24 protein-coding genes are annotated in these 24,048 nt (G+C 66.7%); 13 read left to right on the forward strand and 11 right to left on the reverse strand.

Annotated elements, in window-relative coordinates:
• Positions 1–35 precede the first annotated feature (35 nt).
• The 7 genes from hpaD to IWX77_RS06035 form a co-directional block, all read right to left on the reverse strand.
• Complete coding sequence (gene hpaD / locus IWX77_RS06005; RefSeq protein ID WP_196843725.1) at positions 36–1,109, reverse strand: 3,4-dihydroxyphenylacetate 2,3-dioxygenase; 1,074 nt, start codon at positions 1,107–1,109, stop codon at positions 36–38.
• Between the two features lie 101 nt (positions 1,110–1,210).
• The gene (gene hpaE / locus IWX77_RS06010; RefSeq protein ID WP_196843614.1) at positions 1,211–2,734 is read right to left on the reverse strand and encodes a 5-carboxymethyl-2-hydroxymuconate semialdehyde dehydrogenase; all 1,524 of its coding nucleotides are present in this window, start codon (positions 2,732–2,734) and stop codon (positions 1,211–1,213) included.
• Positions 2,731–3,681, reverse strand: a complete 951-nt coding sequence (dapA, locus tag IWX77_RS06015) for a 4-hydroxy-tetrahydrodipicolinate synthase (RefSeq protein WP_196843615.1) — start codon at positions 3,679–3,681, stop codon at positions 2,731–2,733. The genes hpaE and dapA overlap by 4 nt, the downstream gene beginning before the upstream one ends.
• Complete coding sequence (locus IWX77_RS06020) at positions 3,678–4,373, reverse strand: GntR family transcriptional regulator (RefSeq protein ID WP_196843616.1); 696 nt, start codon at positions 4,371–4,373, stop codon at positions 3,678–3,680. Before IWX77_RS06020 ends, dapA begins: the two co-directional genes overlap by 4 nt.
• The gene (locus tag IWX77_RS06025; protein ID WP_196843617.1) at positions 4,355–5,821 is read right to left on the reverse strand and encodes a fumarylacetoacetate hydrolase family protein; all 1,467 of its coding nucleotides are present in this window, start codon (positions 5,819–5,821) and stop codon (positions 4,355–4,357) included. The genes IWX77_RS06020 and IWX77_RS06025 overlap by 19 nt, the downstream gene beginning before the upstream one ends.
• Positions 5,822–6,000: 179 nt before the next feature.
• On the reverse strand, positions 6,001–7,347 hold the full coding sequence (locus IWX77_RS06030) for an MFS transporter (RefSeq protein ID WP_196843618.1): 1,347 nt from the start codon (positions 7,345–7,347) through the stop codon (positions 6,001–6,003).
• Between the two features lie 494 nt (positions 7,348–7,841).
• Positions 7,842–8,606 (reverse strand): IclR family transcriptional regulator, encoded by a 765-nt coding sequence (locus tag IWX77_RS06035; protein ID WP_442784423.1) that lies wholly within the window; start codon positions 8,604–8,606, stop codon positions 7,842–7,844.
• Between the two features lie 69 nt (positions 8,607–8,675).
• Here IWX77_RS06035 and IWX77_RS16995 point away from each other — a divergent pair, with 69 nt between their 5' ends.
• From IWX77_RS16995 to IWX77_RS06080, 10 genes are all read left to right on the forward strand, one after another.
• Positions 8,676–8,954: a hypothetical protein gene (locus IWX77_RS16995; RefSeq protein ID WP_334353651.1), complete on the forward strand. Its 279-nt coding sequence runs from the start codon at positions 8,676–8,678 to the stop codon at positions 8,952–8,954.
• 93 nt (positions 8,955–9,047) lie between these two features.
• Positions 9,048–10,529, forward strand: coding sequence for an NAD-dependent succinate-semialdehyde dehydrogenase (locus IWX77_RS06040; RefSeq protein WP_297414441.1), 1,482 nt, complete (start codon positions 9,048–9,050; stop codon positions 10,527–10,529).
• A 266-nt stretch (positions 10,530–10,795) separates the two neighbouring features.
• Positions 10,796–11,350 (forward strand): RNA polymerase sigma factor, encoded by a 555-nt coding sequence (locus tag IWX77_RS06045; protein ID WP_297414439.1) that lies wholly within the window; start codon positions 10,796–10,798, stop codon positions 11,348–11,350.
• Positions 11,337–12,215, forward strand: coding sequence for an anti-sigma factor domain-containing protein (locus tag IWX77_RS06050; protein ID WP_196843621.1), 879 nt, complete (start codon positions 11,337–11,339; stop codon positions 12,213–12,215). Before IWX77_RS06045 ends, IWX77_RS06050 begins: the two co-directional genes overlap by 14 nt.
• Before the next feature lie 107 nt (positions 12,216–12,322).
• Positions 12,323–13,633, forward strand: coding sequence for a DUF4397 domain-containing protein (locus IWX77_RS17000; protein ID WP_297414435.1), 1,311 nt, complete (start codon positions 12,323–12,325; stop codon positions 13,631–13,633).
• A 155-nt stretch (positions 13,634–13,788) separates the two neighbouring features.
• Positions 13,789–14,595 carry a TrmH family RNA methyltransferase gene (locus IWX77_RS06060; protein WP_196843622.1) on the forward strand — a complete coding sequence of 269 codons (807 nt, stop codon included), beginning with the start codon at positions 13,789–13,791 and terminating at the stop codon, positions 14,593–14,595.
• A gap of 54 nt (positions 14,596–14,649) precedes the next feature.
• Complete coding sequence (locus IWX77_RS06065) at positions 14,650–14,829, forward strand: hypothetical protein (protein ID WP_196843623.1); 180 nt, start codon at positions 14,650–14,652, stop codon at positions 14,827–14,829.
• 36 nt (positions 14,830–14,865) lie between these two features.
• Complete coding sequence (locus IWX77_RS06070; protein WP_196843624.1) at positions 14,866–16,050, forward strand: thiolase family protein; 1,185 nt, start codon at positions 14,866–14,868, stop codon at positions 16,048–16,050.
• 64 nt (positions 16,051–16,114) lie between these two features.
• Complete coding sequence (locus tag IWX77_RS06075) at positions 16,115–16,897, forward strand: 3-hydroxyacyl-CoA dehydrogenase (protein ID WP_196843625.1); 783 nt, start codon at positions 16,115–16,117, stop codon at positions 16,895–16,897.
• A 43-nt stretch (positions 16,898–16,940) separates the two neighbouring features.
• Entirely contained in the window at positions 16,941–17,240 is a 300-nt protein-coding gene (locus IWX77_RS06080) for a hypothetical protein (RefSeq protein ID WP_196843626.1), read from the forward strand.
• Positions 17,241–17,244: 4 nt separating this feature from the next.
• Here the strand turns inward: IWX77_RS06080 and IWX77_RS06085 are convergent, their stop codons facing one another.
• Both IWX77_RS06085 and IWX77_RS06090 read right to left on the reverse strand, forming a co-directional pair.
• Positions 17,245–18,273: an agmatine deiminase family protein gene (locus IWX77_RS06085; RefSeq protein WP_196843627.1), complete on the reverse strand. Its 1,029-nt coding sequence runs from the start codon at positions 18,271–18,273 to the stop codon at positions 17,245–17,247.
• Entirely contained in the window at positions 18,270–19,250 is a 981-nt protein-coding gene (locus tag IWX77_RS06090) for a nitrilase-related carbon-nitrogen hydrolase (RefSeq protein WP_196843628.1), read from the reverse strand. The genes IWX77_RS06085 and IWX77_RS06090 overlap by 4 nt, the downstream gene beginning before the upstream one ends.
• Before the next feature lie 72 nt (positions 19,251–19,322).
• Here IWX77_RS06090 and IWX77_RS06095 point away from each other — a divergent pair, with 72 nt between their 5' ends.
• Positions 19,323–19,952, forward strand: a complete 630-nt coding sequence (locus tag IWX77_RS06095) for a TetR/AcrR family transcriptional regulator (RefSeq protein WP_196843629.1) — start codon at positions 19,323–19,325, stop codon at positions 19,950–19,952.
• Positions 19,953–19,961: 9 nt separating this feature from the next.
• On the forward strand, positions 19,962–20,102 hold the full coding sequence (locus IWX77_RS06100) for a hypothetical protein (RefSeq protein WP_196843630.1): 141 nt from the start codon (positions 19,962–19,964) through the stop codon (positions 20,100–20,102).
• 111 nt (positions 20,103–20,213) lie between these two features.
• Here the strand turns inward: IWX77_RS06100 and IWX77_RS06105 are convergent, their stop codons facing one another.
• Positions 20,214–20,369: a hypothetical protein gene (locus IWX77_RS06105; protein WP_196843631.1), complete on the reverse strand. Its 156-nt coding sequence runs from the start codon at positions 20,367–20,369 to the stop codon at positions 20,214–20,216.
• Positions 20,370–20,534: 165 nt separating this feature from the next.
• Complete coding sequence (locus IWX77_RS06110; RefSeq protein ID WP_196843632.1) at positions 20,535–21,977, reverse strand: helix-turn-helix transcriptional regulator; 1,443 nt, start codon at positions 21,975–21,977, stop codon at positions 20,535–20,537.
• Positions 21,978–22,158: 181 nt separating this feature from the next.
• On the opposite strand from IWX77_RS06110, the gene IWX77_RS06115 reads away from it, so the two are divergent.
• On the forward strand, positions 22,159–24,009 hold the full coding sequence (locus IWX77_RS06115; protein WP_196843633.1) for a phosphoenolpyruvate carboxykinase (GTP): 1,851 nt from the start codon (positions 22,159–22,161) through the stop codon (positions 24,007–24,009).
• Positions 24,010–24,048: the final 39 nt, after the last annotated feature.

The raw sequence follows: 24,048 nt of genomic DNA on the forward strand, positions 1-24,048 counted from the left end.
GGGCCCACGTTCCGGGCCCGCGCCCCGTGCATGAGCTAGAGGGTGGTGCCTAGTTTGAAGCCGGCGACCTCGTCGTCTTGACGGGTGTAGGAGAAGCCGTCGGCCCCGACGGTCACGGCCATTTCGCTCGACTCGGTGCGCTCGATGACCGGCTGGGGCGTGCCGTCGAGGTCGAGCACGAGCGAGGCTTCGGTGTACCAGCTGGGCACGACGGGGTTGCCCCACCAGTCGCGGCGCTGGTTGTCGTGCACGTCCCAGGTGACGACCGGGTTATCGGGGTCGCCGGTGTAGTAGTCCTGGGTGTAGATCTCGACGCGGTGGCCGTCGGGGTCGCGCAGGTAGAGGTAGAACGCGTTCGAGACACCGTGCCGGCCAGGGCCACGCTCGATCAGGTCGCTTTTGCGCAAAGCGCCGAGCTTGTCGCAGATGTAGATGATGTTGTGCTTCTCGTGCGTGGAGAATGCGATGTGGTGCATGCGCGGCCCGTTGCCGCCGGTGAGAGCGGTGTCGTGCACGGTGTCCTTGCGACGCATCCAGGCCGCGTAGGTCACGCCGTCGGAGTCCTGGATGTCTTCGGTGACGCGAAAACCCAGGTCTTCGAGGTATGTGCGACCGCGGCCGACGTCGGGGGTGACCTGGTTGAAGTGGTCGAGCCGCACGAGTGCGCCCGGGCCCTGCAGGTCGTAGCGCCAGGCGAGGCGTTCAACGTGGGTGGTCGCGTAGAAGAACTCGTAGGGAAAGCCGAGCGGGTCTTCGACACGCACGCTGTCGCCGATGCCTTTCACAAAGCCCTCGGTGCGGCGTTCGGTGCGGCAGCCGAGTTCACGGTAGTAGGCCTCGGCCAGGTCGACGTCTTCGGGACTGCGCACCCGGAAAGCCATCGCGGCGACGGCGGCAATCGGACCCTGGCGCAGCACGAGGTTGTGATGGATGAACTCCTCGAAGCTGCGCAGGTAGATCTCGGTGTCGCTCTCCTCGGTAACGACGAGTCCGAGAATGTCGACGTAGAACTCGCGGGACGCGGCCAGGTCGGTCACAACGATGTCCATGTAGGCGCAGCGGAGGATGTCGGGTGGGGTCGCGGTGGGGGTGGGAACCGGGTTAGAAATGGTGGTCATAGGAATTCTCCTCGGTGAGATTCAATAATGGGAAAGTCATTGATCGAGCTCGTCGAGACCAGGTGGTCTCGACGGGCTCGACCGACGGTGCCTTAAGCGGATGCAGCGCGGCCGCCGAAGCGGGGCGTGTGCACGGGGGCGAGCGTGATGTGCACCGCCTGCGAGTCGGTGTAGAAGTCGATTGACCGGTAGCCGCCCTCGTGGCCGAGGCCCGAGGCCTTGACCCCGCCGAACGGGGTGCGCAGGTCACGCACGTTGTGCGAGTTGAGCCACACCATTCCTGCATCGACCGCTTGCGCGAAGTTGTGCGCGCGGGTGAGGTCGGTGGTCCAGATGTAGGCAGCCAACCCGTACTTCACTCCGTTGGCCAAGCCGAGCGCTTCGGCATCCGTGTCGAAGGGGGTGATGGCGACAACCGGGCCGAAAATCTCCTCCAGAAAGATGCGGGCGGTCGGGGCGACATCCGCGAAGACCGTGGGGGAGACGTAGTTGCCTTCGGCAAGCCCTGCGGGGCGGCCGCCGCCAGCGAGCAGACGCCCCTCGGTCTTGCCGATCTCAACGTAGTTCATTACCTTGGCGTAGTGCTCCGGATGCACGAGGGCGCCGACCTCGGTTTTCGGGTCGTGCGGGTCGCCGACCACGATGCTCTGGGCGCGGGCTGCGTAACGGGAGCAGAAGTCGTCGTAGATCGAGCGCTCCACCAGGATGCGGCTCGACGCGGTGCAGCGCTCGCCGTTCAGCGAAAATACGCCGAACAGGGTCGAGTCGATTGCGGCGTCGAGGTCGGCGTCGGCGAAGACCACGGCCGGCGACTTGCCGCCGAGCTCCATCGACATACCCTTGAGGTTCGCGGCGCAGTTGCGGTAAATGGTCTGGCCGGTGGTCGTTTCGCCCGTGAACGAGATGAGCGGCACATCCGGATGCTTGACCAGCGCGTCCCCGGCCTCCTCGCCGAGCCCGTTGACCAGGTTGAAGACGCCGTCGGGCACCCCGGCGGTGCGAAAGATTTCGGCCCAGAGGCTCGCCGAGAGGGGCGTGAATTCGGCCGGTTTCAGCACGACGGTGCAGCCGGAGGCGAGCGCCGGCGCGAGCTTCCAGCTTTCGAGCATGAACGGGGTATTCCAGGGGGTGATCAGCCCAGCGACGCCGACCGGCTTGCGGTTGACATAGTTGATCTGCTTTCCGGGCACCTTGTAGGTGTCGTCGGCCTGCGCCACGATCAGGTCGGCGAAAAAACGAAAGTTCTCGGCGGCGCGCTGCGCCTGGCCGAGCGCCTGCGTGATCGGCAGTCCGGTGTCGAAGGTTTCGAGCTCGGCGAGCCGGGCGTCCTGCGCTTCGACGGCGTCGGCGATCCGGTGAAGCACCCGGGCGCGAGCGCGGGGCAGCATGCGCGGCCAGGGTCCGTTGTCGAACGCCTCCTTCGCCGCGGCGACGGCTCGTGCGACGTCGGTCCTCTGGCCGGCGGCCGCGGTGGCGTAGGTCTGGTTCGACACCGGGTCGAGCACATCGAAGGTTTCGCCGCCGACGCTGTCAACGAATTCTCCACCGATGAAATGACGGATGCTGGTGGGCAGGTCAGCCGGCACGTAGTGCACCTGGGTGTTGGTTTCGATCATTGGGAAGCTCCTTCCAGGGCGAATCCGGCAGTGGACGTGAGGTAGTTTGAACCGGCGTTCATCAGTACGCGGATCTTGGCGAGCCCGCCGGGGGTCGGAGTGATCAGCGGGGGACGCACGAAGCCGCTCTCGATCAGGCCACGCTGGGCCATGACCCACTTGCCCGGTGCCGGGTTGGTCTCGACGAAGAGCAGGTCGACGAGCGGGTGCAGTCCGTAGTGAATTTTGCGGGCGGCGGCGAAATCGCCGGATTCCCAGGCCTCGAACATCTGCGCGACGGCAGCCGGCGCGATGTTGCTCGTGGCGCTGACAAAGCCGGCGCCGCCGAGGGCCATGAGCGGCAGGCAGAGCAACTCGAGGCCGCTCCAGACCAACAATTCGGGGCCGCACAGGTGCAGCACGCGGGAGAAATGCTCGAAGTCTTTGGTGGTCTCCTTCACGCCGACGAAGTTGTCGAAATCGCGAAAGAGTCGGTAGACCGTTTCGGGGGCGATGTCGACGGCGGTGCGGCTCGGCACGTTGTAGGCCACGATTGGCAGGTCGGGAAACTCCTTGCAGACGGTTTTGTACCAGACGTAGAGCGCCTCCTGGGTGGGGCGGGCGTAGTACGGCGTGATGATGAGCGCCGCGTCGATGCCGGCGTCACGGCCGGCCGCGGTCAGTTCGAGGGTCTCGTCGAGCTTGGTGGAGCCGGTTCCGGCCATGAAGTGCACGCGCTCGTCGATCGCGGTCGCGACGGTGCGAATGGCGGCGGCGCGCTCGGCGATGGTCTGCGAGCTGGGCTCGCCGGTCGACCCGCCGATCGAGATGCCGTGCGAGCCGGAGGCGATCTGCCAGTTGACCAGGTTGGTCAGACCGGCATGGTCGAGCGCGCCGTCGGCGGTAAACGGGGTCATCAGCGCGGCGATGGACCCGCGAATCTGGCTCGGAGTACTGCGGAACTTCATGAGGTGCCTTCCTTGGTACCGGTTCGCGAGAGGAGAAATGCGTTCAGGGTGGTCAGCCGATGGTCGCGCGCCGCGTGTTCGATGTCATGAGCGGATGCCCGCTGCTCTATCAGATCGAGAATGTGGTCGTGTTCGGCAACCGATTCGGCCGCGCGCCCCGGCACGAAGCCGAAGGTGGATTCGCGCAGCACCGACAACCGGTTCCAGCCGCGGTGCACGAGGTCGAGAATGTGCGGGTTGGGGCAGGTGCTGTACAGCTCGGAGTGAAAGTCACGGTTGAGCGTCGTGAAACTCGTCGGGTCGAAGTGCAGCAGCGTGTCGCGCATCTGGGCGTTGATCTGGCGTGCCCGCGCAATGGCGGCCGGACTCAAGGTCGGCGCCGACAGTGCGGTCGCCGCGCCCTCGACCAGGCCGAGGGTTTGCATGGTGTGCTGGTATTCGGTGGGATCGAGCATGGCCACCTGCGCCCCGACGTTGCGGGCGAAGGTCACGAGTCCCTCCGCTTCGAGGCGACGGATTGCTTCCCGCACCGGAACCGGGCTCATCGACGTATCCCGGGCGATCTGGTCGAGGACCAGTCGAAAACCCGGGCCGAAGGTGCCGTCGTTGATGCGGGTTTTCAGCCAGTCGTAGGCGAACTGGGCCTTGCCGATTGTCGGACGGGTGGCATCCGTTACTGCTGAAGGAGCCATGCGCGGTACCTCGCTCTCCACGCCGCGTTCATCGGGTAGAGGCCGTCGACGCCCTCGCCAGCGCCGACCATCTCGGCGATGAAGGTCTCTTCGCGTTCCTGCTCGATGCCGTCGGTGACGAGCTCGTCAATGAGGTGCGGCGGAATGACGAGCAGCCCGTCGGCGTCGCCGACGATGATGTCGCCGGGTTGAACGGAGGCCCCGCCACAGGCGATCGTGAGGTCGGTGTCCCACGGAACGTGGCGGCGGCCGAGCACGGCCGGGTGGCCGCCGTGGTGGTAGGTGGGCATATCGAGCGCCGTGACCGCGGCGAGGTCGCGCACGCCGCCGTCGGTGACGATGCCGGCGGCGCCCTGCACCTGGGCGCGGAGGGCGAGGATATCGCCGACCGTGCCGGTGCCGGTTTCGCCGCGCGCTTCGATCACGAGCACGTCGTCAACGCCGAGGCCGTCGAACGCGCGCTTCTGGGCGTTGTAGCCGCCGCCGTGCGCCGTGAAGAGGTCTTCCCGGTTAGGAATGAAGCGCAGGGTGCGGGCGCGACCGACCAGGCGCACGGTGGGGCGGGTGGAGTGCAGGCCGTCGATCGAGACGTTGTTCAGGCCGCGCTTGCGCAGCTGCGAGCTGAGCGTGGCGGTGCCGACGCTGTTGATGCGGACTTTGAGTTCCTCGGTGAGCACGAAGGGCGGGGCTGTCACCGGGCCGTTGGCTTCGACTGATCCCCAGGCTTCGGCCCGCTGCAGGTCGTCGATCTTCGGGCCGGCACCGAACGCGCCGAACTCGAACTTACCCTCGACCACCGGCGTGATCAGGCAGCCGGTGCTGGGCGCGCCGGGCATGGTCGGCGCGTCGACCTCGACCTCGACCACGTCGCCCGGCACGACGACCGAGGCGCCGGCGGGGGTTCCGGTGAGAATGACATCGCCGCGCTCGAGCGTGATCAGCTGGGACAGGTCGGCGACGAGGCGGCCGAAGCCAAAGAGCAGGTCGGCAGTGGTGTCGCTCTGCACGAGCTCGCCGTTGACCCAGGTTCGGATGCGCAGTTGTGTGGGGTCGATCGTCTCGGCCGCGATTACGCGCGGTCCCAGGGGAGTGAAGCCGTCTCCGCCCTTGGACCGCAGGTTCGAGCCCTTGTCGGCGTAGCGCAGGTCGTACACGCCGAAGTCGTTGGCCGCCGTGACCCCGGCAACGCCGCTCCAACCGTCCTCAACGCTCACGCCACGCAGGCGGCGACCGATGACCAACGCGATTTCGCCTTCGAAGGCGAGCAGTTCGCATCCTCGGGGTCGGACAATGGTGGCACCACTGGCCGCGACGCTCGTCGACGGCTTCAGAAAATAGGATGGCTGCTCGGGGGTGCGCCCACGCTGGGCGGCCCGGGAGGGGTAGTTGATGTGCACGGCGATCACTTTGCCGGGCCGACCCAGATAGGGCAGGGGTTCGGGGGTCATGGTATCCAATCGCGTCGTTGCACAACGTGCTCACGTGTCGTTGTATATGAAACCATATACGATTCATGGGTGGATGTCGAGAGTCGTCGTGGCCGCAGATCGCGCCGGCAGGCCGGCACGAAAAAAAACCGTGCCGCCCGGGTTTCAATCCGGGCGACACGGTCGGGTCCTGCAGGTAATTATTCGTGCGTGCTGATGCCCAGCGGAACCCCTCGGGTCTCTTTCACGAGGGTCACCGCGGTGAAGGAGATCGCGGCGAGCACCATGAGGTAGATGCCGATCGAGAAGGACTGGCCGGTCTCATCGAGCAGCAGCTGCGCAATCAGCGGGGCGAAGGCGCCACCAAGAATCGCGCCGAGGGCGTAGCCGATCGAGACGCCCGAGTAGCGCACCTGGGCGGGAAACATTTCGGCGTAGAGCGCGGCCTGCGGGCCGTATGAGAAGCCGAGTCCGCTCGCCAGAATGATGAGGGAGAGCGCGAACCAGACGATGTCGCCGGTGTCGATGAGCAGAAACATCGGAATCGCCCAGATGAACAGAAAGGCGTAGCCGAGCTGGAAGGTGCGCACGCGGCCGATCTTGTCGGAGAGAATGCCGCCGAGCATGGTCGACGCGAGCCAGAAGACGGCCGCGACGGTGCTCGCAATGAGCACCGGGGTGCGCTCCATGGCGAGTCCGCCGGCTTCGACCGGCTTCGTGGCGTAGGAATTGAAGAACGCGATCAGCATGTAGCCGGCCGCGTTGTTGGCGATGAAGATGAGCGCGGTGAGGATGACCTGACGCGAGTGGTTCTTGAACAGCTGCTTGAGCGGGGCGGCGGATTCCTTCTTGCGGGTCTGCATCTCCTTGAAGACGGGGCTCTCGGCGACCGCACGGCGGATGACCCAGCCGACGACGATGAGCAGCACGGAGACCAGGAACGGGATGCGCCAGCCCCACGAGAGGAAGGCCTCTTCGCTCATCGAGGTGGTCACGGCGATCATGACGCCGGTGGCGAGGATGAGGCCGACCGGAACGCCGATCTGCGGGTAGGCGCCGAAGAAGCCGCGCTTGTTGACCGGCGCGTGTTCAACCGACATGAGCGCGGCGCCGCCCCATTCGCCGCCGGCCGAGAAGCCCTGCAGGATGCGCAGCACGATCAGCAGGATCGGTGCCCAGGCGCCGATCTGGTCGAAGGTCGGCAGCAGGCCGATAAGGGCGGTCGCCGCGCCCATCATGACGAGCGTGAAGACGAGCATTGCCTTGCGGCCAATGCGGTCGCCGAGGTGACCAGCGACGATGGCGCCGAGCGGGCGGAACAGAAAGCTGATGCCGAGTGAGGCCCAGGCGATCAACTGGGCCAGGGGTGCGTTCTCGCCGGCGAGCGGGGCAAAGAAGAGGCCGGCCAGTACGAGGCCGGCGGCCTGGGCGTAGATGAAGAAGTCATACCACTCAATGGTGGTACCCACCATCGTGCCGGCGAGGACCCGCCGTTCTTCGCTCCGTTTAGCGCTGGTCGCCCGGGTGCGCTCGGTCGATATAGCCATGGAATACTCCCTCGTATCTCACTGCGGTGCTGGGTCGGGTACTGCTGCAAAGTGTGTGGATCGTGCGGAGAAACCGGCACTGGGGCAGTATTGCACCTAAATTGGAGATTACCTACCTATTGGTCAGTATTGTACGGGATCGTTACTTTCGGCGGTTCCGCGCGGTTAATCGCACGTGGACGGGCGTGCGGGCCGCCACGAGAGAGGGCGAGTGAGGCTGGTTTGGAGGGAAGGCCCTCCCCGCAGATGCCCTCGACGCAGGCCCTCACCGCATTCGGGGTGCTTCTCACCGGCCTGATCTCGGCGAGACCATGGCCTTCTCCGTCGTACTCGCGCTATGCGTTGCGGCCATGGTCGTCGGTGTGCTGGCCGGTGCCCGGATGCCTCCCACCTCGGCGCCGGCGCCTCGGTGTGAACTCTGCCGACGTGGCCGGTAGCGTGCCCCGCTCGCGATGCGTCGCCTCGGTCGGCAAAGCCTCTGCGTGGCCGGTTAGTCAGCTGAGCTCGGCGACGATCGTGCGAGCGGCCTCGGTGAGCGCGGCGCCGATGTCGGTGGGGGAGTGCAGACTCGAGATGTACACGACGGCGAGGGAGGCCGGTGATTCTCCGGGCACGAGCAGCGGCACGGCGATCGACGACAGCCCGGCAATGACCTCATCGTGACTGGAGGCGTAGCCAAGGGCAGCGACCTCGCCGGCCTCGCTGCGGCGGCTTTCGGCGTGGCCGAGCGCGGCCCACTGCGAGGCGCTCAGACCGGATTGGATGGCGATTCCGGGGGCGCCCATGTGCAGCGCATGCCGCGTGCCGGGCCGCTGGGCGACCGTCGCGTGTGCCTGCCGCGACTCGATGCTCACGAGCGTGACCACCTCGCTCTGGTCGAGCACGGCGACGAACGCGGTCATACCGAGCTCGTTGGCGATGCGGGTGAGCACGGGCAGGGCCGCAGCCTGTAGGTCGCGAGATACGCCGCGGGCCAGGGCAGCCAGGCGTGGGCCGAGCCGCACACGTCCGGCCGGGTCGCGAACGACGAGGCCGTGATCTTCGAGGGTGCGCAGGATTCGATAGGCGATCGAGCGGTGCACGCTGAGGGCCGCGGCGAGAGCGACGATCGTCATCGGTTCGTCGGTTTCGGCGAGAATCTCCAGCACGCGGATTCCGCGCGACAGGGTTTGCGAGTGGGCAGCGGGCGCGCGAGGCGCCGGGACCGCAGCATCCGGTTTCTGGCTGTCGGTCGCGACGGCAAATTTTGGAATCAACACCTTGGTATTCTCGCATCCGGTCGTTCTTGAGTGTGCCGAATGCGCGTGGTGCGCTGGTGCACTCCGAGCGTGCGCCCGTCGACAAGCTGGCAGACGGGTTTTGCGCGTAGCGTGCTCGACGGCGGCCGTGGGACCACCGCGCAGCACGCGGCGGGGCTCCTCTTCATGACGGTCATCTGGCTCGCCATGCTGCCGGCAGTGCCCGTGACCACAACGGATGCCGCAGCCCGCGCTTTCGTCGGCCGGCCGGGCACGAGAAAACATTGGGCGGTCGCGCAACATAACAGTAGGGGCCACGCAATGTCGGCGATGACGGTCGGTTTGGTCTCTTCGTTGATGTTCAGTTGATCCGATCGGCGCGGGCATCCAGCAGCCGTGTCGGTCGGCGCGGTTAGGATATTACCGGCAGATCGACGGGCCGACACAAGTTTGGGAGATGCAATGATGATTGTTACCGACGCGCGCACGAACGAATCCGAGCTGCTCGCTCGCGTGCCCAACCAGCTCTATATCAACGGGGCGTGGATCGCCGCGACCGGAGGGCGGACCCTCGATGTGACTGACCCGGCCACCGGCCGTGTCATCAAGACCATCGCCGACGCGAGCGTGGCCGACGGCGCCGCCGCCCTCGACGCCGCCGACGCCGCGCAGGCCGACTGGGCCGCGACTCCCGCCCGCGTGCGCGGCGAAATTCTGCGTCGCGCCTTCGATCTACTGCAGGAACGCAAGCAGGAATTTGCGCTGCTCATGACGATCGAAATGGGTAAGCCACTGCCCGAGGCGCTCGGCGAGGTCGCCTACGGTGGCGAGTTTTTGCGCTGGTTCAGCGAAGAAGCCGTGCGCATCAGCGGACGCTATGGTGCCAACCCCGAGGGCACCGGCCGTATGATCGTCACCCAGCACCCGGTCGGCCCCTGTTTTTTGATCACCCCGTGGAACTTTCCGCTCGCCATGGCGACCCGCAAGATCGCCCCGGCGCTCGCCGCCGGCTGCACCGTCGTCGTCAAGCCGGCCGCGCTCACGCCGCTCACCACCCTGCACTTCGTGGCCCTGCTCGAAGAGGCCGGCCTGCCAGCCGGTGTCGTCAACGTCATCACGACCTCGCAGTCCGGCGCGGTCTCCGAGCCGATCATCGCGGACCGGCGCCTCCGCAAGCTCAGCTTCACCGGCTCGACCGCGGTCGGAAAGTCGCTCATCAAGCTCTCGGCCGAGAACGTGCTGCGCACCTCGATGGAGCTCGGTGGCAACGCCCCGTTCGTCGTCTTCGCCGACGCCGACCTCGACAAGGCCGTCGATGGCGCCCTCATCGCCAAGTTTCGCAACATCGGCCAGGCCTGCACCGCGGCGAACCGCTTCATCGTGCACGAGTCCGTCGCGGCCGAATTCGCCCGCCGCATCACCGAACGCGTCGAGGCGTTCCAGATCGGGCGCGGCACCGAGGCCGGTATCACCATCGGCCCGCTGATCGATGATAAAGCCGTTGCCAAGGCCGACTCCCTGGTGCAGGATGCCCTCGGCCGCGGCGCCACCCTGCTCACCGGCGGCGTTGCGATCGAGCGTGAGGGCACGTTCTACGCGCCCACCGTGCTCACCGATGTCAAACCCGGCAGCGATATTCTTCGCGACGAAATCTTCGGCCCGGTGCTCGCGATCAGCACCTTCACCGACGAAGCGGATGCCGTGCGCCTCGCAAACGACACCGAATTCGGACTGATCAGCTACGTGTTCACGACCGATCTCGCCCGCGGACAACGCATGATCGACAAACTACAGACCGGCATGATGGGTCTGAACACCGGCGTCGTCTCCAACGCGGCGGCACCGTTCGGCGGCGTCAAGCAGTCCGGCCTCGGCCGCGAGGGCGGGCTCGAGGGCATTCAGGAATACCTCTCGACAAAGTACACGCTCACACCAACGCCGTAACGGGCGCGCCGAATCAAGACCGGGTGCATCCGTTTCGCCTTCGATGAGAGAAATAAGAGAGTAAGTGGTTCCCGCCCCGGGAAGGGCCACAGCGAGCGACGTCGGGTTTGCTGCTGTGGCCCCTTTCGCCGTCCTTGACGGGCAAGGGAGCCTCCCCGAGTCGAAGGAAACTCACTATGCTGGTGCGCGCGGAGGTCGACACCCGAGGTGTTCGGCTGCCGCGCCCCTGCCCGGTTCGTGTTTCGGCCCGAAGGACCCACCCCGACGTGAGCGCACCCATCGACGATGACGCGGCTTTGTCCCGCAACTTTCAGGACGGCGACGAGCGCGCCCTGGCCAAGGCCTACACACGCTGGTCGCCGCTGGTCTTCACAATCGCCGTGCGATCGCTCGCCAATGCCACCGACGCCGAGGACGTCACCCAAAAAGTGTTCATCGCAGCCTGGCGCGGACGCGCCGGATTCGACCCCGCCCGGTCCCGACTACCGGCCTGGCTGATCGGCATCACCCGGCACGTGATCGCCGACACCCATGAGGCTCGCAGCCGACAGCGACGACTCGAGGTATCGCTCGCCGCGACCCTACCGTCGCATCGCGCGGACGACAGCGTCAGCGTGGTCAACCGGGTGCTCGTCGGCGACGAAATCGACCGACTCGAGCCCATACCGCGGCAGGTGATGCGCCTCGCCTTCTTCGACGATCTCACCCAGGTGCAGATCGCCGACAGCCTCGGACTGCCGCTCGGCACGGTCAAAAGCCACATGCGGCGCAGTCTGACCCGCCTGCGCACCCGGCTGGAGGTGTCCGATGACTCCGATTAATGCCACCCACATTGACGCGGCCCACATTGACGCGGCCCATATCGACGCGGCCGACCTGCACCTGCTGGCCCTGGTGGCTGAACGTGACGCAAGTGCCCGGGAGCGCGCCCACCTCGCCGCCTGCGCCGCGTGCGCCGGCGAGTACCTCGCCCTGCGCCAGGTCGTGCAACTCGGTCGCGCGGCCGGGTTCGACCGCCTACTCACGCCGCCCGCGGCAGTCTGGGCGAGCATTCGTGCCGAACTCGGGCTGAGCGATGCCGTGCGTACGGTGCCTCGCCTCTCGACGCCCCCTCACCTGACGGACACGGCGGCCCGGCCCGATGCATCCGGTTCGCTGATCGACGGGCCGGAATCAGCCACGCCGCCCGAGGTACTGCCGGATTCGGGCTCGGTGCGGGAGATTGCACCTGTTCGTCTGCTGCCCCGGCGCCGTTGGGTGCCCGTCGCGGCTGCCGCCGGCGTGATCGGACTGGTGGGCGGCATCGCCATTGGTGTCGCGAGCACGACCGGAGGCTCGCCCCGTGAGCAGGTCGTTGCCGAGGCCACCCTCGACGCCCTGCCCGGCTGGACCGCGGGCGGGTCGGCCCGGGTCGAGCAAGCCTCCGACGGTCGTCGCGCGGTCGTCGTCGACCTTGACGCGCCGGCCTCCTCGAGCACCAGCCTGCGCGAGGTCTGGCTGCTCAAAGCGGATGCGTCCGGTCTGGTCAGCATCGGATTCCTCGACGGGTCCACCGGTCGTTTCACCATCCCCGCGAGCGTTGACCTGGCCCAGTACCCGATCATCGACGTGTCGGCCGAGCCCACCGACGGCGACCCGGCACACTCCGGTGACTCGATCGTGCGCGGCCAGTTACACACGCTGTGAACCTGTCCGCGAAATAGTTCAAGCGGTGCATCCGAAACCCGCCAAGCGGGAGAAGAGCTTAGCAGGGAGGCAATGTTGCCTTCCGTAACGACCCACTGGAGGTAGCAATGCGCAAATCCATAGCCGTCGGAATCTCCGCCGGCCTCCTCGTCGCTCTCGCCGGGCTCGCGCCGGCACAGGCGGCGGTTCCCGCGGCATCCGCGGCACCGGGCACCGCCTCGGTTTCGGTGCTGCATGCCATTCCCGGACTGAACCTCGATATTTCGGTGGACGGCCGCGTCGTCGTCGACGACTTCAAGCCGGGGACCCTGCTCGGCCCGTTCACGATCTCGGCCGGCACCCACACCCTGGACATCTCCGCCTCGAACCCCGTCGTGCTCGGCGGCAGCGCCAATGGCTCGCCGATGGCTGGTATTGCCCTGAGTGGCTCGACCACCGTGACGGTCACGGCCGGCCGCAGCTTCACGGCCGTTGCCCACCTGAGCGCCACCGGTATCCCCACCGCGACCCTGTTCAACAATGACACCACACCACTGGCCGCCGGGCAGGGTCGATTGACCGTGCGCCACGTCGCGGCCGCCCCCGCTGTTGACGTGCTCGCGAACGGAGCCGTCGCCGTCGCCGGTCTGACCAACCCAGCGCAGGCCGCGCTCGACCTGCCGGTAGGCACGATCAGCGCCGTAGTCGCCGCCGCCGGAACCACCGCACCGCTGCTCGGCCCGGCCGATGTCGTGATTGCTCCGCGCACCAACACCATCGTCTACGCCTGGGGCAGTCTCGCCGACAACAACCTGGCCCTGTTCGTGCAGACGGTTCGCACGCGGGCCCAAGCACGGGCATCCGTTTCGGTGCTGCACGCTATTCCCGGCGTCGTGGTTGACGTCTATGTGGACAACAAGCGGGTCATCGACAATTTCGAACCCGGCACCCTCACCAGGACATTCCGTATCGCGGCTGGTAGCTACAGCCTCGCCATCACCGCAGCGGATGCCGCCGACGCGAGCGCTGCCGTGATTGGTCCGGTCGTCCTCACTGTCGCGTCCGGTATGAACTACACGGCGGTGGCTCACCTGAGCGAGACGGGAGTTTCCACCGCGGCGCTGTTCACGAACGACACCTCCGCACCCGGCGACGGCCAGGGGCGCCTCACGGTGCGCCACGTCGCTGCCGCTCCGGCGGTGGACGTGCTCGCCAATGGCGCCCCGGCTTTCACCGGTCTGACGAACCCGAACGAGTCCGTGCTTGTGCTTCCGGTGGGCACCATCTCGGCCGCGGTTGCCGCAGCTGGCACCACTGCCGCGCTCATCGGTCCGGCCGACGTTACCATCGCCCGGAGCACCAATACCATCGTGTACGCCTGGGGTAGCCTCGCCGACGGAAACCTCGCCCTGGCCGTTCAGACCGTGCCCACGAAGTAGTCGGGCGTCGCGGGGGCTAGTTCAGGAAATCCAGCTTTATCGTCCGGCCGTGCCGCGTATGTGCGGGCGCGGCGGGTTGCAAAGCCAGCGGTTTTCCTGAATTGGCCCCGAGGCCGGGGCAAGACGGCGAGCGGGCCGCTGGATAGACTTTGCGGATGCCCCTGATCGTGATCGACGACCTGAGCGACCCGCGACTGGTCGACTATGCCCACCGCACCGACGTCGCACTCAAGAAGGCTCGCGGCACCGAGCACGGGCTGTATATCGCCGAATCCGCCCTGGTCCTGGAGCGTGCGTTGCGCGCCGGGCACCTGCCACGGTCGGTGCTCGCGCTCGGCACCACGGCCGACGAGGCGCTGGCGGTGCTCGGCGACTACGCGGCCGAGGTTCCGGTGTTCGTCGGCCCCGGGGAGATGCTCGCCGAACTCACCGGCTACATTCTGCACCGCGGCGTGATCGCCTCGATGCGCCGACCCGAATTGCCATCCGGCGACACGCTGCTGGCGGGTGCGCGCCGCATCGTGATCCTCGAAAACGTGTCGGACCCGACCAACGTCGGAGCCATCTTTCGCTCGGCCGGCGCCATCGGAGCGGATGCCATTCTGGTCACGCCCCGCTGCTCCGACCCGTTCTACCGACGGGCCATCCGCGTCTCGATGGGCACGGTGCTGCAGGTGCCGTGGACCCGCGTCGGCGACTGGACCCAGACCCGCGCCCTGCTCACCCGGCACGGCTTTCACGTAGCAGCCCTCGCGCTGAGCAACAGTGCGGTCAGCCTGCGCGACTTCGACGGAACCGGTCACGAGCATCTGGCCCTGCTGCTCGGCGCCGAGGGTGAGGGTCTCACCCCGGAGGCGCTCGCCGCGTCGGACAGCGTCGTTCAGATTCCGATGAAGCACGGCATCGACTCGCTCAACGTCGCCGCGGCCAGTGCCGTTGCGATGTGGGCCCTGTCCGGATAGCCCGGGCCGCAACATCCGCTGTTGCGCGAGTCATTGGTCTGCCACACTGCCTGCATGGACCTTTCACAACCCGTTCAATACGGCCCCGGCTGGTTCGCCCTGGCGCTCGTCAACGCCGGCCTCGCCGAAAACAAGGGGCGTGGCCGGTGGAACTGGTTTCTGCTCTCCCTGCTGCTCGGGCCGATCGCCACCTACCTCATCGTGGTCTGGGAACGGGTCGATCGCTCCCGATGACGGATACCCCCAGCCCGGCGGGCCTAGGCTGGGGTCATGAGCAATGAAGCTGTCATCGTCGACGTTCTGCGCACCCCGTCAGGCCGAGGCAAACCCGGGGGAGCCCTCGACGGCATTCATCCGGCCGACCTTTTGGCTACAGTGCTGCGCGAACTTGTCAGCCGCAACAACCTCGACCCAGCGCTGATCGACGATGTGATCGGCGGCTGCGTCAGCCAGGTCGGCGAGCAAAGAAGCAACCTCACACGTACCGCCCTGCTCAGCGCCGGATTTCCTCACAGCGTGCCCGGCACCACGATCGACCGCCAATGCGGATCCAGCCAGCAGGCCACCGCCTTCGCCGCCCAGGCCGTGCTGAGCGGCAGCGCCGACATCGTCATCGCCTGCGGCGTTGAGTCGATGAGCCGGGTTGCGCTCGGTTCCTCCGCCGGCGCACAGGACGCCTTTGGCACCCTCATGCACGAGCGTTACCCCGACGGCCTCGTCAATCAGGGAGTCTCCGCCGAACTCATCAACCAGAAGTGGAACCTCGGCCGCGATGCGCTCGACAACTACGCGGCCCGCTCACATCGGCTCGCCGCCGCGGCTGCCGAACGGGACGATTTCTCCGGCGAGATCGTTGCCGTCACCCTGCCGGACGGCACTGTCGTGCGTGACGACGAAACCATCCGCCCCGGCACCTCGCACGCCTCGCTCGCCGGCCTGCGCCCCGCTTTTCGCACCGATGAACTGGCCGCCAGGTTTCCGAAGCTCGGCTGGCACGTAACGGCCGGCAACTCGTCACCCTTGACTGATGGAGCGTCGGCGACGTTGATCATGAGCGCCAAGCGGGCCGATCAACTCGGCCTCAACCCGCGCGCTCGATTTCACAGCTTCACTGTCGTGGGAAGTGACCCGCTGCTCATGCTGACCGGTGTGATTCCGGCGACCCAGCGCATCCTCTCGCGGGCTGGCCTCAACATCGACGACATCGACGCCTACGAGATCAACGAGGCCTTCGCGAGCGTGCCGCTGGCCTGGCTGCGCGAGACGGGCGCCGACCCCGACCGCCTCAACCCGCGCGGCGGCGCCATCGCTCTTGGCCACGCACTGGGTTCCTCGGGCACCCGACTGCTCGGTACCCTGCTCAACCACCTCGAAATGACCGGCGGACGCTGGGGCCTGCAAGCCATGTGTGAGGGCGGCGGCATGGCCAACGCAACCCTGGTCGAGAGGCTCTGATGCGTGATTTGGCACTGATGCTGCGCGGGCGCGTGCGTTTCTCGACTGTATTTGGGAGGTTCTGATGCGAATTGACGGAAGCTCCGCCCTCATCACCGGAGGCGCTTCCGGCCTCGGCCTGGCGTGCGTTCGCTCGCTGCACGAAGCCGGGGCATCCGTTGTGTTGCTGGATCTGCCGGGCGCTCCCGGCGAGGAGATCGCCGCCGCGCTCGGCGGCCGGGCCCGGTTCGTGGCCGGCGATGTGACGAGCGCCGGCGACGTGCAGACCGCCGTCGACGCCGCGGTGACTCGAGCGCCGCTCCGCATCGTGATCAACTGTGCCGGCATCGCGCCGGGTGCTCGCACGGTCGGCCGCGATGGGCCGCTGCCGCTCAAGGAGTTCGAACGCGCGATTCGCATCAACCTCGTGGGCACCTTCAACGTCGTGCGGCTGGCCGCCGCCGCGATGCAGCGCACCGACCCCGTGGGCGACGCTGACCGCCAGGGCGGCGCCGAACGCGGGGTCATCGTCAACACCGCCTCGGTCGCTGCATTCGACGGGCAGATCGGGCAGGCGGCCTACGCCGCCTCCAAGGGTGGCGTCGCCGCGATGACCCTGCCGCTCGCTCGCGAGTTCGCGCAGAGTCTGATTCGGGTCATGTCGATTGCACCCGGCATCTTCGACACACCCATGCTGCAGGGGCTGCCGCAGCCGGTGCGGGACTCCCTGGGCGCCCAAGTGCCGCATCCGTCCCGGCTTGGCGACCCGAAAGAGTTCGCATTCCTGGTGCGGCATATTATCGAGAATCCCATGCTCAATGGCGAAACTATCCGTCTTGACGGTGCGATCCGGATGCAGCCGAAGTAGGACTGTAGGGTCGACGTAACGATTGATCAGGGAGCACCACCGCATGGCAGTGATATTCGGCGCGATTCTCGTTCTGGCCGGCTTCGTCTGCGGCGTCTTCTACGTTCTCCGCCTCGCCTGGGCCAATCCCACGGCGCCGCTGCCCCTGTTCGCCAATCCGCCGAGCCGGCCGCGCGCATCCGTTCTCCTGAACGTCGCTGCCATCGCGTTCGTCATCTGGGGTGCGAACATCATGACGCCAGACATCGGCGCATGGGCCTTTGCGCTGTTGATCGCGGCCGTGCTCGTGCCGTTCCTTGTTATTCGTGCCTGGCATAATCGTCGGGTTGCCGCAGCCGGCTGACCGATCAGGGCGGCGCTGACAGCTGCTGCTGCGTGATGCAGTGGATGCCACCCCCGCGCGCGAACAGCGGCCGTGCGTCGACCGAGACCACGCGCCGCCCCGGGTACGCCGTGGCGAGCACGTCGCGGGCCAGGGCATCCGCCCGATCCTCGCCGAAGCTGCCGGCGATGACGCCGCCGTTGACGACGAGATGGTTGATGTAGTTGTAATCCACAAACCCCTCGTCGTCGCGCAGCGTTGCCGGCGCCGGCAGATCGATGATCGTGAACGATCGCCCGGCCGCATCGTGCGCGTCGGCCAGTAGCGCGCGAAATTGTCGGGTGAGCGGGTAGTCGGGATGCCCCGGATCATTCTGCGCGTGCAACAGAATCGTGCCCGGCGACGGCAACGCGGCAACCATGTCGACATGCCCGCCGGTGCCAAAGCGTCCTTGGTCACGGGTGAGGCCGCGCGGCAACCAGACGACGTGCTCCGCACCGATCGTACGCCGCAATTCCGCCTCGACTGAAGCGGGCGTGGCCCGGGGGTTGCGTTTGGGATCGAGTTGCACGCTGCGTGTCGCCAGCACGGTTCCCTCGCCGTCGACGTGAATGCCGCCGCCCTCGTTCACGAGCGGCGACGAGACGACGGCCGCACCGGCTGCCTCCGCTACGAGAAGTCCGACCTTCGCATCGTGATCCCAGGTGGCCCAGTCCTGGTCCCCCCAGCCGTTGAAGGTCCAATCCACTGCGCCAAGGCGGCCCGCCTCGTCGTGCACAAAGCTCGGGCCGATGTCCCGCATCCAGCTGTCGTTCAATGGTGCTTCAACGATTTCTATCTCGCTGCCCAGATAGCGGGCGGCGACGGCGCGGGCAGTCGGGTCGACGACCATGGTCACGGGCTCAAAGTCGGAGATGGCGTGCGCGACGGTGGCCCAGGTGTGACGGGCCTCGTGGGCCGACTCGGCGGTATCGCCGAGGGTGTAACCGCCGGTCGGAAACGCCATCCAGGCCCGATCCTGCTGCGCGGTTTCCGCCGGCATGAGCCAGGTCATGCCTGCTCCGTCGCCGCTGCACCGAACGGATGCTCCGGGTCGACCGCCATCGTCAGAGGCGTGTAGCTGTCGGGCCGGCGAGTCACCAGGAAAGGAAACAGGCTGAGCCACTCTTCACGCTGGACCAGATCGAGATCGGCCACGAGCGCCACGGATTCGTCGCGTGGCGCCTGCACGAGTATGCGTCCAAACGGATCGGAGATGAACGACGAACCGTAGAAGGTGAGGTCACCCTCGTCGCCGTGCCGGTTCGGCACGACCATGAACAGCCCGCTCGTGATGCCGTTGGCCACGACGACCTGCTGCCAGATCGGCTGGGTGTCAAAGTCGGGAAACAGGGGTTCCGAACCGATCGCGGTCGGGTAGGCCAGAATTTCGGCGCCGCCGAGCCCGTACAGGCGGGAGACTTCGGGAAACCACTCGTCCCAGCACGTTGGCAGTCCGAGGCGTGCGCCGGCGACGGTATAGACCGGGTAGGCGTTCTTGGCGGGCCCCGGCCGAAAGTAGGTGTCTTCGTGGTAGCCGGCACTGATCGGAATGTGGGTCTTGCGGGTGCGGCCGAGCAGATCGCTGGTCGGCGATACCAGAATGGCCGTGTTGTAGCCGCGCCCATCGAGTGGCTCATCGTCGTCGGTCGGCTTCTCGAACAGCGAGGCGTGCACGATCACGTTGTGCAGCCGGGCCTGTGCGGCCGCGAAGGCGAAGGTGGGGCCGGTCGTGAGGGGCTCGGCATCCGATTTGGGCGTTCCGGTGGCCCGCACGTTGCCCGGGTACTTGCTCAGGGTCAATTCGGCCAGAAAAACGATGCGAGCACCGGCCTCAGCCGCCACACGGATGCCGTCGGCCAACTCGGCCTCAAGCGTCGCCGCATCGGCGTGCCAGCGATGCTGCACGAGGCCGACGCGCAGGGGGAGGCGGGTGGGCTCGCGCACCCGGGTGGGCGAGGGGGGACTGGACGGGGCCTCGATCAGGCGCACGGTGTTCTCCTCAGGACTCTTATTGATCAGATGATCAACAACCTGAAATCAAAGTATATACACTGGGGTCCCATGTCAACACTTTCCCTGCGCAACCGGCGCAAGTCCCCCGCCGAGCGGGCCGCGGAAATCGCGTTGGCCGCCAGCCAAATCGCCCTGACCGAGGGGCTTGCTGCCGTCACGGTGCGTGCCGTCGCCGCCCGGGTCGGGGTGACCCCTGCCCTGATCGCGCACTACCAGCCCAGCATGAACGTGCTGGTCGCGGGCACGTTCGGCGCGATCGTGGCGGCTGAGATCGACGAGGTGGCCGCCGAACTCGCGGAATGTCCCACGTCGGTGCAGGCCCTCGGTGCCCTGATTGACACCCTGCTCGGCCCGGAACGCAACGCGGTCACCGCGATCTGGCTCGACGCCTGGAGCCTCGGCCGACGCAACCCGGCCCTCGCCGCGGAAGTGGGCCGCCAAATGGATGCCTGGCAGAGCTTTCTGGTCGCCCGGCTGCACGAGGGGAGGGCTCGCGGCGAATTCGTGGTCAACGACGCGCCCGCTGTGGCCTGGCAGCTGCTCGGAATCATCGACGGCCTCACCGCCCACGCCACCGTGCGGTACGGCGACGCGCGCACCCAGCGCCCCCTCGTGCGCACCATCGTCGAGCACGAACTCGCCCTGTCCGAGGGCGCCCTGGCACCCTCCGAGCGGTAGCGACAGTCGGTGCATGAAGCGGCATCGTCGGCGGCGCAACGGGCCGCGGTGGTACCCGTTATCGGGCGCGACATCACGGATGCCTCGGCATCCGATGAGTGGGGCTCAACGGATGCCGAGGCGGGGGAGGAGTTACCGCGAGAGGAATGAGATCAGGCCGTTGACTCCGGCAGGGTGGGTCCAAAGCATGCCGTGCATGATCAAGACGGTCGGAGGCGATGACGCGGTACCTTGGTCGAAGAGCGCGGCTGATTGCTTCTTTCAGGAGTGGCCGTCGAGCGGAAAGCCGTGCACGAGCATGACCGCCGGCCCGGTTCCATGGACCAGTTGCGGGTCGAAGCGGGCCTCTCGCTGACGGAGTTGTCCACGCTGGTCCCGTCTCAGGAGTCCCTGCTCCTGGCGGTGCTTGAGCACCATCAGCTCTTCTGGATGCAGGGAATCCAGCGCGCTGCCGAGATGGTTGCTACGCCCCGGGGCAGGCTGCTGTCCGTGTGTGTTTTCTGTGCGAGTGGTTTACCGACGATACCTATCGTGGCTGCAGCGGACACGCTCATTGCCGCGTCGCTGCACGTGCGCTGAATGCTACTCCGCCGCGTGTGCCTCCAGAAACGCGTATACCTCGGAGTCGTCCACGCCGGGAAAGGTGCCCGACGGCAGCGGCGACAGCACGTGCGCGTGCAGCCGGGCGCTCGGCCAGGCCCGTCCGGCCCAGCGCGCCGCGGCATCCGCGTCAGGGCGACGGCAGCACGACTCGTCCGGGCAGCGCGATACCGTGCGCTGGGTGGTCTCCCGCCCGCGAAACCACTTCGCCTGCGCAAACGGCACGCCCACGCTGATCGAAAACTCACCGGCATCCGTTGAGCCCGTCTGGGTCGCCGACCAGAACGTGCCGGCGGGAGTGTCGGTGTATTGATAGAACTCGGTGGTGCGGTTGTTGTGGGTGAACGCGCTGCGCGCGCTCCACTGCTTGCAGACGTACTGGCCCTCGATCGACCCCGTGACGTCCACCGGAAACGGCAGGTCGTCGTTCTCATACCCCTTCTGCAGGGCGCCATCGCCATTGACCCGCAGAAAATGCAGCGTCATATCAAGGTGCGAGGTGGCGAGGTTGGTCAGCCGCAGCGCGGCTGCCTCGTGGGTCACGCCGAACGTGTCGCGAAAATCCTCCACCGACAGCTCGCGTTCCTGCTTGGCGTTGGCGAGAAAAGCGATGGATGCCTCGCGCGGCATTAAGCAGGCCGCCGCGAAATAGTTGATCTCGAGCCGCTGCCACAGAAACTCGGCGTAGCTGCCCGGCCGTTCGTGCCCGAGCAGCCGGTGCCCCATCGCCTGCAAGGCCATCGAGCGCAGGCCGTGTCCTCCGGGAATCGAGGCCGGAGGCAGGTAGATGCGCCCATTGGCGAGGTCGATGACCGATCGGGTGGAGTGCGGCAGGTCGTTCACGTAGATCAGGCTGAAACCGAGCTGATCGGCCATAACGCTCACCTCACGGTGCGTGAGGGCGCCCGAGATATGTCCGCTCGCGCGCACACGTTCCTCGACGAGCTCCTCAATCTCTGGGATGTAGTTGCCTTTCTCGCGCATCCGCTCGCGCAGTTCGGTGTTGGCTCGCCGTGCCTCTTCCGGGGTTGCGATGGCTTCGCTGGCTCGGCGGGAAAGCTCGCGGTGCAGCCCCAGCAGCGATTCGATGGCCGGCAGTGGCATGCCCTTGGTCACCTTGACCACCGGCAGGCCGAGCGCCCCGTAGAGCGGGTTCTTCTGGGCCCGATCCAATTCGATCTCGAGCGCCGCCCGATTGTTCGGCGCCTCCCGGCGCAGCAGCTCGGTCAGGTCAACCGTCAGTGCGGTCGCGAGGTCCTGCAGGGTCGAGAGCTTCGGCTCGCGGCGACCGTTCTCGATCAGTGACAGCTGGCTGCCGGCGAGACTCACGCGGTCGCCGAGCTGGTCGAGGGTGAGGCCGCGTTCGCTTCGAAAATGACGGATGCGATGGCCGAGGGTGATCAGATCGGAAGCTTGAGGCGACATTCCTTAACAATATCTAAAGAACAGCACTTCTTAACATGCAATATCGGGAGTTCTACGCGCCAGACGGGGCCATCCTGGGTTTGTAACCAAAAACTTGGCCGCACGCAACGTCGTCACACAGCAACGCAGCTCGACGTTCTATGAATTTGCACCTACCCGAGCACTACGGAAAGGCCAGAATATGACCCTCACGAACTCTTCCCTCAAGACCAACGGGGACGCCTACCCGTCACGCACGGGCAGCACCGACCCCAACCTTCAGGCCTGGGTCGATGAGATTGCCCGCCTGACCGAACCCGACGCGATCGTCTGGTGCGATGGGTCCAAGCGCGAGGCCAACAATCTCTCCAAACTGCTCGTCGCCTCCGGCCAGCTGATCCGACTCAACCCGGAATGGCGACCCAACAGCTTCCTCGCTCGCACCAACCCGAAAGACGTCGCCCGCGTCGAGGGCCGCACCTTCATCTGCTCCAACGATGAAGCGGATGCCGGCCCCACCAATAACTGGGCCGAACCGTCCGCCATGCGCGCCGAACTGCGCGGAGTCTTTGCCGGCAGCATGCGCGGCCGCACCATGTACATCGTGCCGTTCTCGATGGGCCCGCTCGGCGGCCCCATCTCTCAGCTCGGCGTCGAGATCACCGATTCCCCGTACGTGGTGCTCAACATGGGCATTATGACCCGCATGGGCGAAACCGTGCTGACCATGATCGAAGCCGGGGACCCGTGGGTGCACACCGTGCACAGCGTCGGCTACCCGCTGGTCGACGCCAGCGGCATCACCCGCCCCGACGTTGAATGGCCCTGCAACGACGAGAAGTACATCGTGCAGTTTCCCGACACGCGCGAGGTCTGGTCGTTCGGCTCCGGTTACGGTGGAAACGCCCTGCTCTCCAAGAAGTCCTTCGCGCTGCGCATCGCGTCCGTCATGGGACGTGATGAGGGCTGGCTGGCCGAGCACATGTTGCTCATCAAACTGATCTCACCGGAAGGCGGCGTGTTCCACGTCGCTGCCGCTTTCCCGTCGGCGTGTGGCAAGACGAACCTGTCGATGCTGCGCCCGACCATTCCCGGTTGGAAGGTCGAGACCATCGGCGACGACATCGCCTGGCTGCGCCAGGGCGAAGACGGCCGCCTCTGGGCGATCAACCCCGAGGCCGGCTTCTTCGGAGTTGCCCCCGGAACAGGTGAAACCACCAACCCGACCGCCGTCTCCACCATGTGGGGCAACACAATTTTCACCAACGTCGCGCTGCGCGACGACGGAGATGTTTGGTGGGAAGGGCTCACCGACAAGGCCCCCGCCCACCTCATCGACTGGCAGGGCAAGGACTGGACGCCCGACTCCGGCCGTACCGCCGCCCACCCCAACTCGCGCTTCACCGTTGCGGCCGCCCAGTGCCCGTCCATCGCTGACGACTGGGAAGCCGCCGGCGGCGTGCCGATCGACGCAATCGTGTTCGGCGGCCGTCGCGCAACCAACGTTCCACTGGTCGCCCAGGCACGCAGCTGGAAGCACGGCGTGTTCATGGGAGCCACCGTCTCGTCCGAGAAGACGGCGGCAGCTGACGGCATCGTCGGTGAGTTGCGCCGCGACCCGTTCGCGATGCTCCCGTTCTGCGGCTACAACATGGCCGACTACTGGGGTCACTGGCTCAAGGTTGGCAAGGAACTCGGCACGAACGCCCCGGCCATCTTCCAGGTGAACTGGTTCCGCAAGGGCCCCGATGGCGGCTTCATCTGGCCCGGATTCGGTGAGAACTCGCGGGTTCTCGAGTGGATGATTCGCCGCATCGAGGGAACAGCCGTTGCCGTCGACACCCCGATCGGCCTGCTCCCGGCCGAAGACGGCTTGAACCTCGACGGTCTCGACCTGTCGAAGGAAGCCGTGGACCAGCTGTTCGCGATCGACCAGACTAGCTGGCTCGCCGAGTGCGACCTCACCGAGGAATACTTCGACAAATTCGGCGACAAGGTACCGCCGGCGCTCCGTGCCGAGCTCGCGAGCGTGCGCTACCACCTCAAGGACTAGTTCTTGCAGCGCAGACGGCCCCGTCACCTCCCGTGACGG

The organism is Cryobacterium sp. CAN_C2, from assembly GCF_015751745.1.
Lineage (GTDB): Bacteria > Actinomycetota > Actinomycetes > Actinomycetales > Microbacteriaceae > Cryobacterium.

Excerpts from the sequence above, each read along its gene's own strand:
- IWX77_RS06085 (WP_196843627.1), bottom strand. The coding sequence starts at position 18,273 with ATGACCTGGCTCATGCCGGCGGAAACCGCGCAGCAGGATCGGGCCTGG.
- IWX77_RS06020 (WP_196843616.1), bottom strand. The coding sequence starts at position 4,373 with ATGGCTCCTTCAGCAGTAACGGATGCCACCCGTCCGACAATCGGCAAG.
- dapA (WP_196843615.1), bottom strand. The coding sequence starts at position 3,681 with ATGAAGTTCCGCAGTACTCCGAGCCAGATTCGCGGGTCCATCGCCGCG.
- IWX77_RS06075 (WP_196843625.1), top strand. The coding sequence starts at position 16,115 with ATGCGAATTGACGGAAGCTCCGCCCTCATCACCGGAGGCGCTTCCGGC.
- IWX77_RS06095 (WP_196843629.1), top strand. The coding sequence starts at position 19,323 with ATGTCAACACTTTCCCTGCGCAACCGGCGCAAGTCCCCCGCCGAGCGG.
- IWX77_RS06115 (WP_196843633.1), top strand. The coding sequence starts at position 22,159 with ATGACCCTCACGAACTCTTCCCTCAAGACCAACGGGGACGCCTACCCG.
- IWX77_RS06060 (WP_196843622.1), top strand. The coding sequence starts at position 13,789 with ATGCCCCTGATCGTGATCGACGACCTGAGCGACCCGCGACTGGTCGAC.
- IWX77_RS06105 (WP_196843631.1), bottom strand. The coding sequence starts at position 20,369 with ATGGTGCTCAAGCACCGCCAGGAGCAGGGACTCCTGAGACGGGACCAG.
- hpaE (WP_196843614.1), bottom strand. The coding sequence starts at position 2,734 with ATGATCGAAACCAACACCCAGGTGCACTACGTGCCGGCTGACCTGCCC.
- IWX77_RS06110 (WP_196843632.1), bottom strand. The coding sequence starts at position 21,977 with ATGTCGCCTCAAGCTTCCGATCTGATCACCCTCGGCCATCGCATCCGT.
- IWX77_RS06050 (WP_196843621.1), top strand. The coding sequence starts at position 11,337 with ATGACTCCGATTAATGCCACCCACATTGACGCGGCCCACATTGACGCG.
- IWX77_RS06065 (WP_196843623.1), top strand. The coding sequence starts at position 14,650 with ATGGACCTTTCACAACCCGTTCAATACGGCCCCGGCTGGTTCGCCCTG.
- IWX77_RS06070 (WP_196843624.1), top strand. The coding sequence starts at position 14,866 with ATGAGCAATGAAGCTGTCATCGTCGACGTTCTGCGCACCCCGTCAGGC.
- IWX77_RS06025 (WP_196843617.1), bottom strand. The coding sequence starts at position 5,821 with ATGACCCCCGAACCCCTGCCCTATCTGGGTCGGCCCGGCAAAGTGATC.
- IWX77_RS17000 (WP_297414435.1), top strand. The coding sequence starts at position 12,323 with ATGCGCAAATCCATAGCCGTCGGAATCTCCGCCGGCCTCCTCGTCGCT.
- IWX77_RS06040 (WP_297414441.1), top strand. The coding sequence starts at position 9,048 with ATGATGATTGTTACCGACGCGCGCACGAACGAATCCGAGCTGCTCGCT.
- IWX77_RS06030 (WP_196843618.1), bottom strand. The coding sequence starts at position 7,347 with ATGGCTATATCGACCGAGCGCACCCGGGCGACCAGCGCTAAACGGAGC.
- IWX77_RS06080 (WP_196843626.1), top strand. The coding sequence starts at position 16,941 with ATGGCAGTGATATTCGGCGCGATTCTCGTTCTGGCCGGCTTCGTCTGC.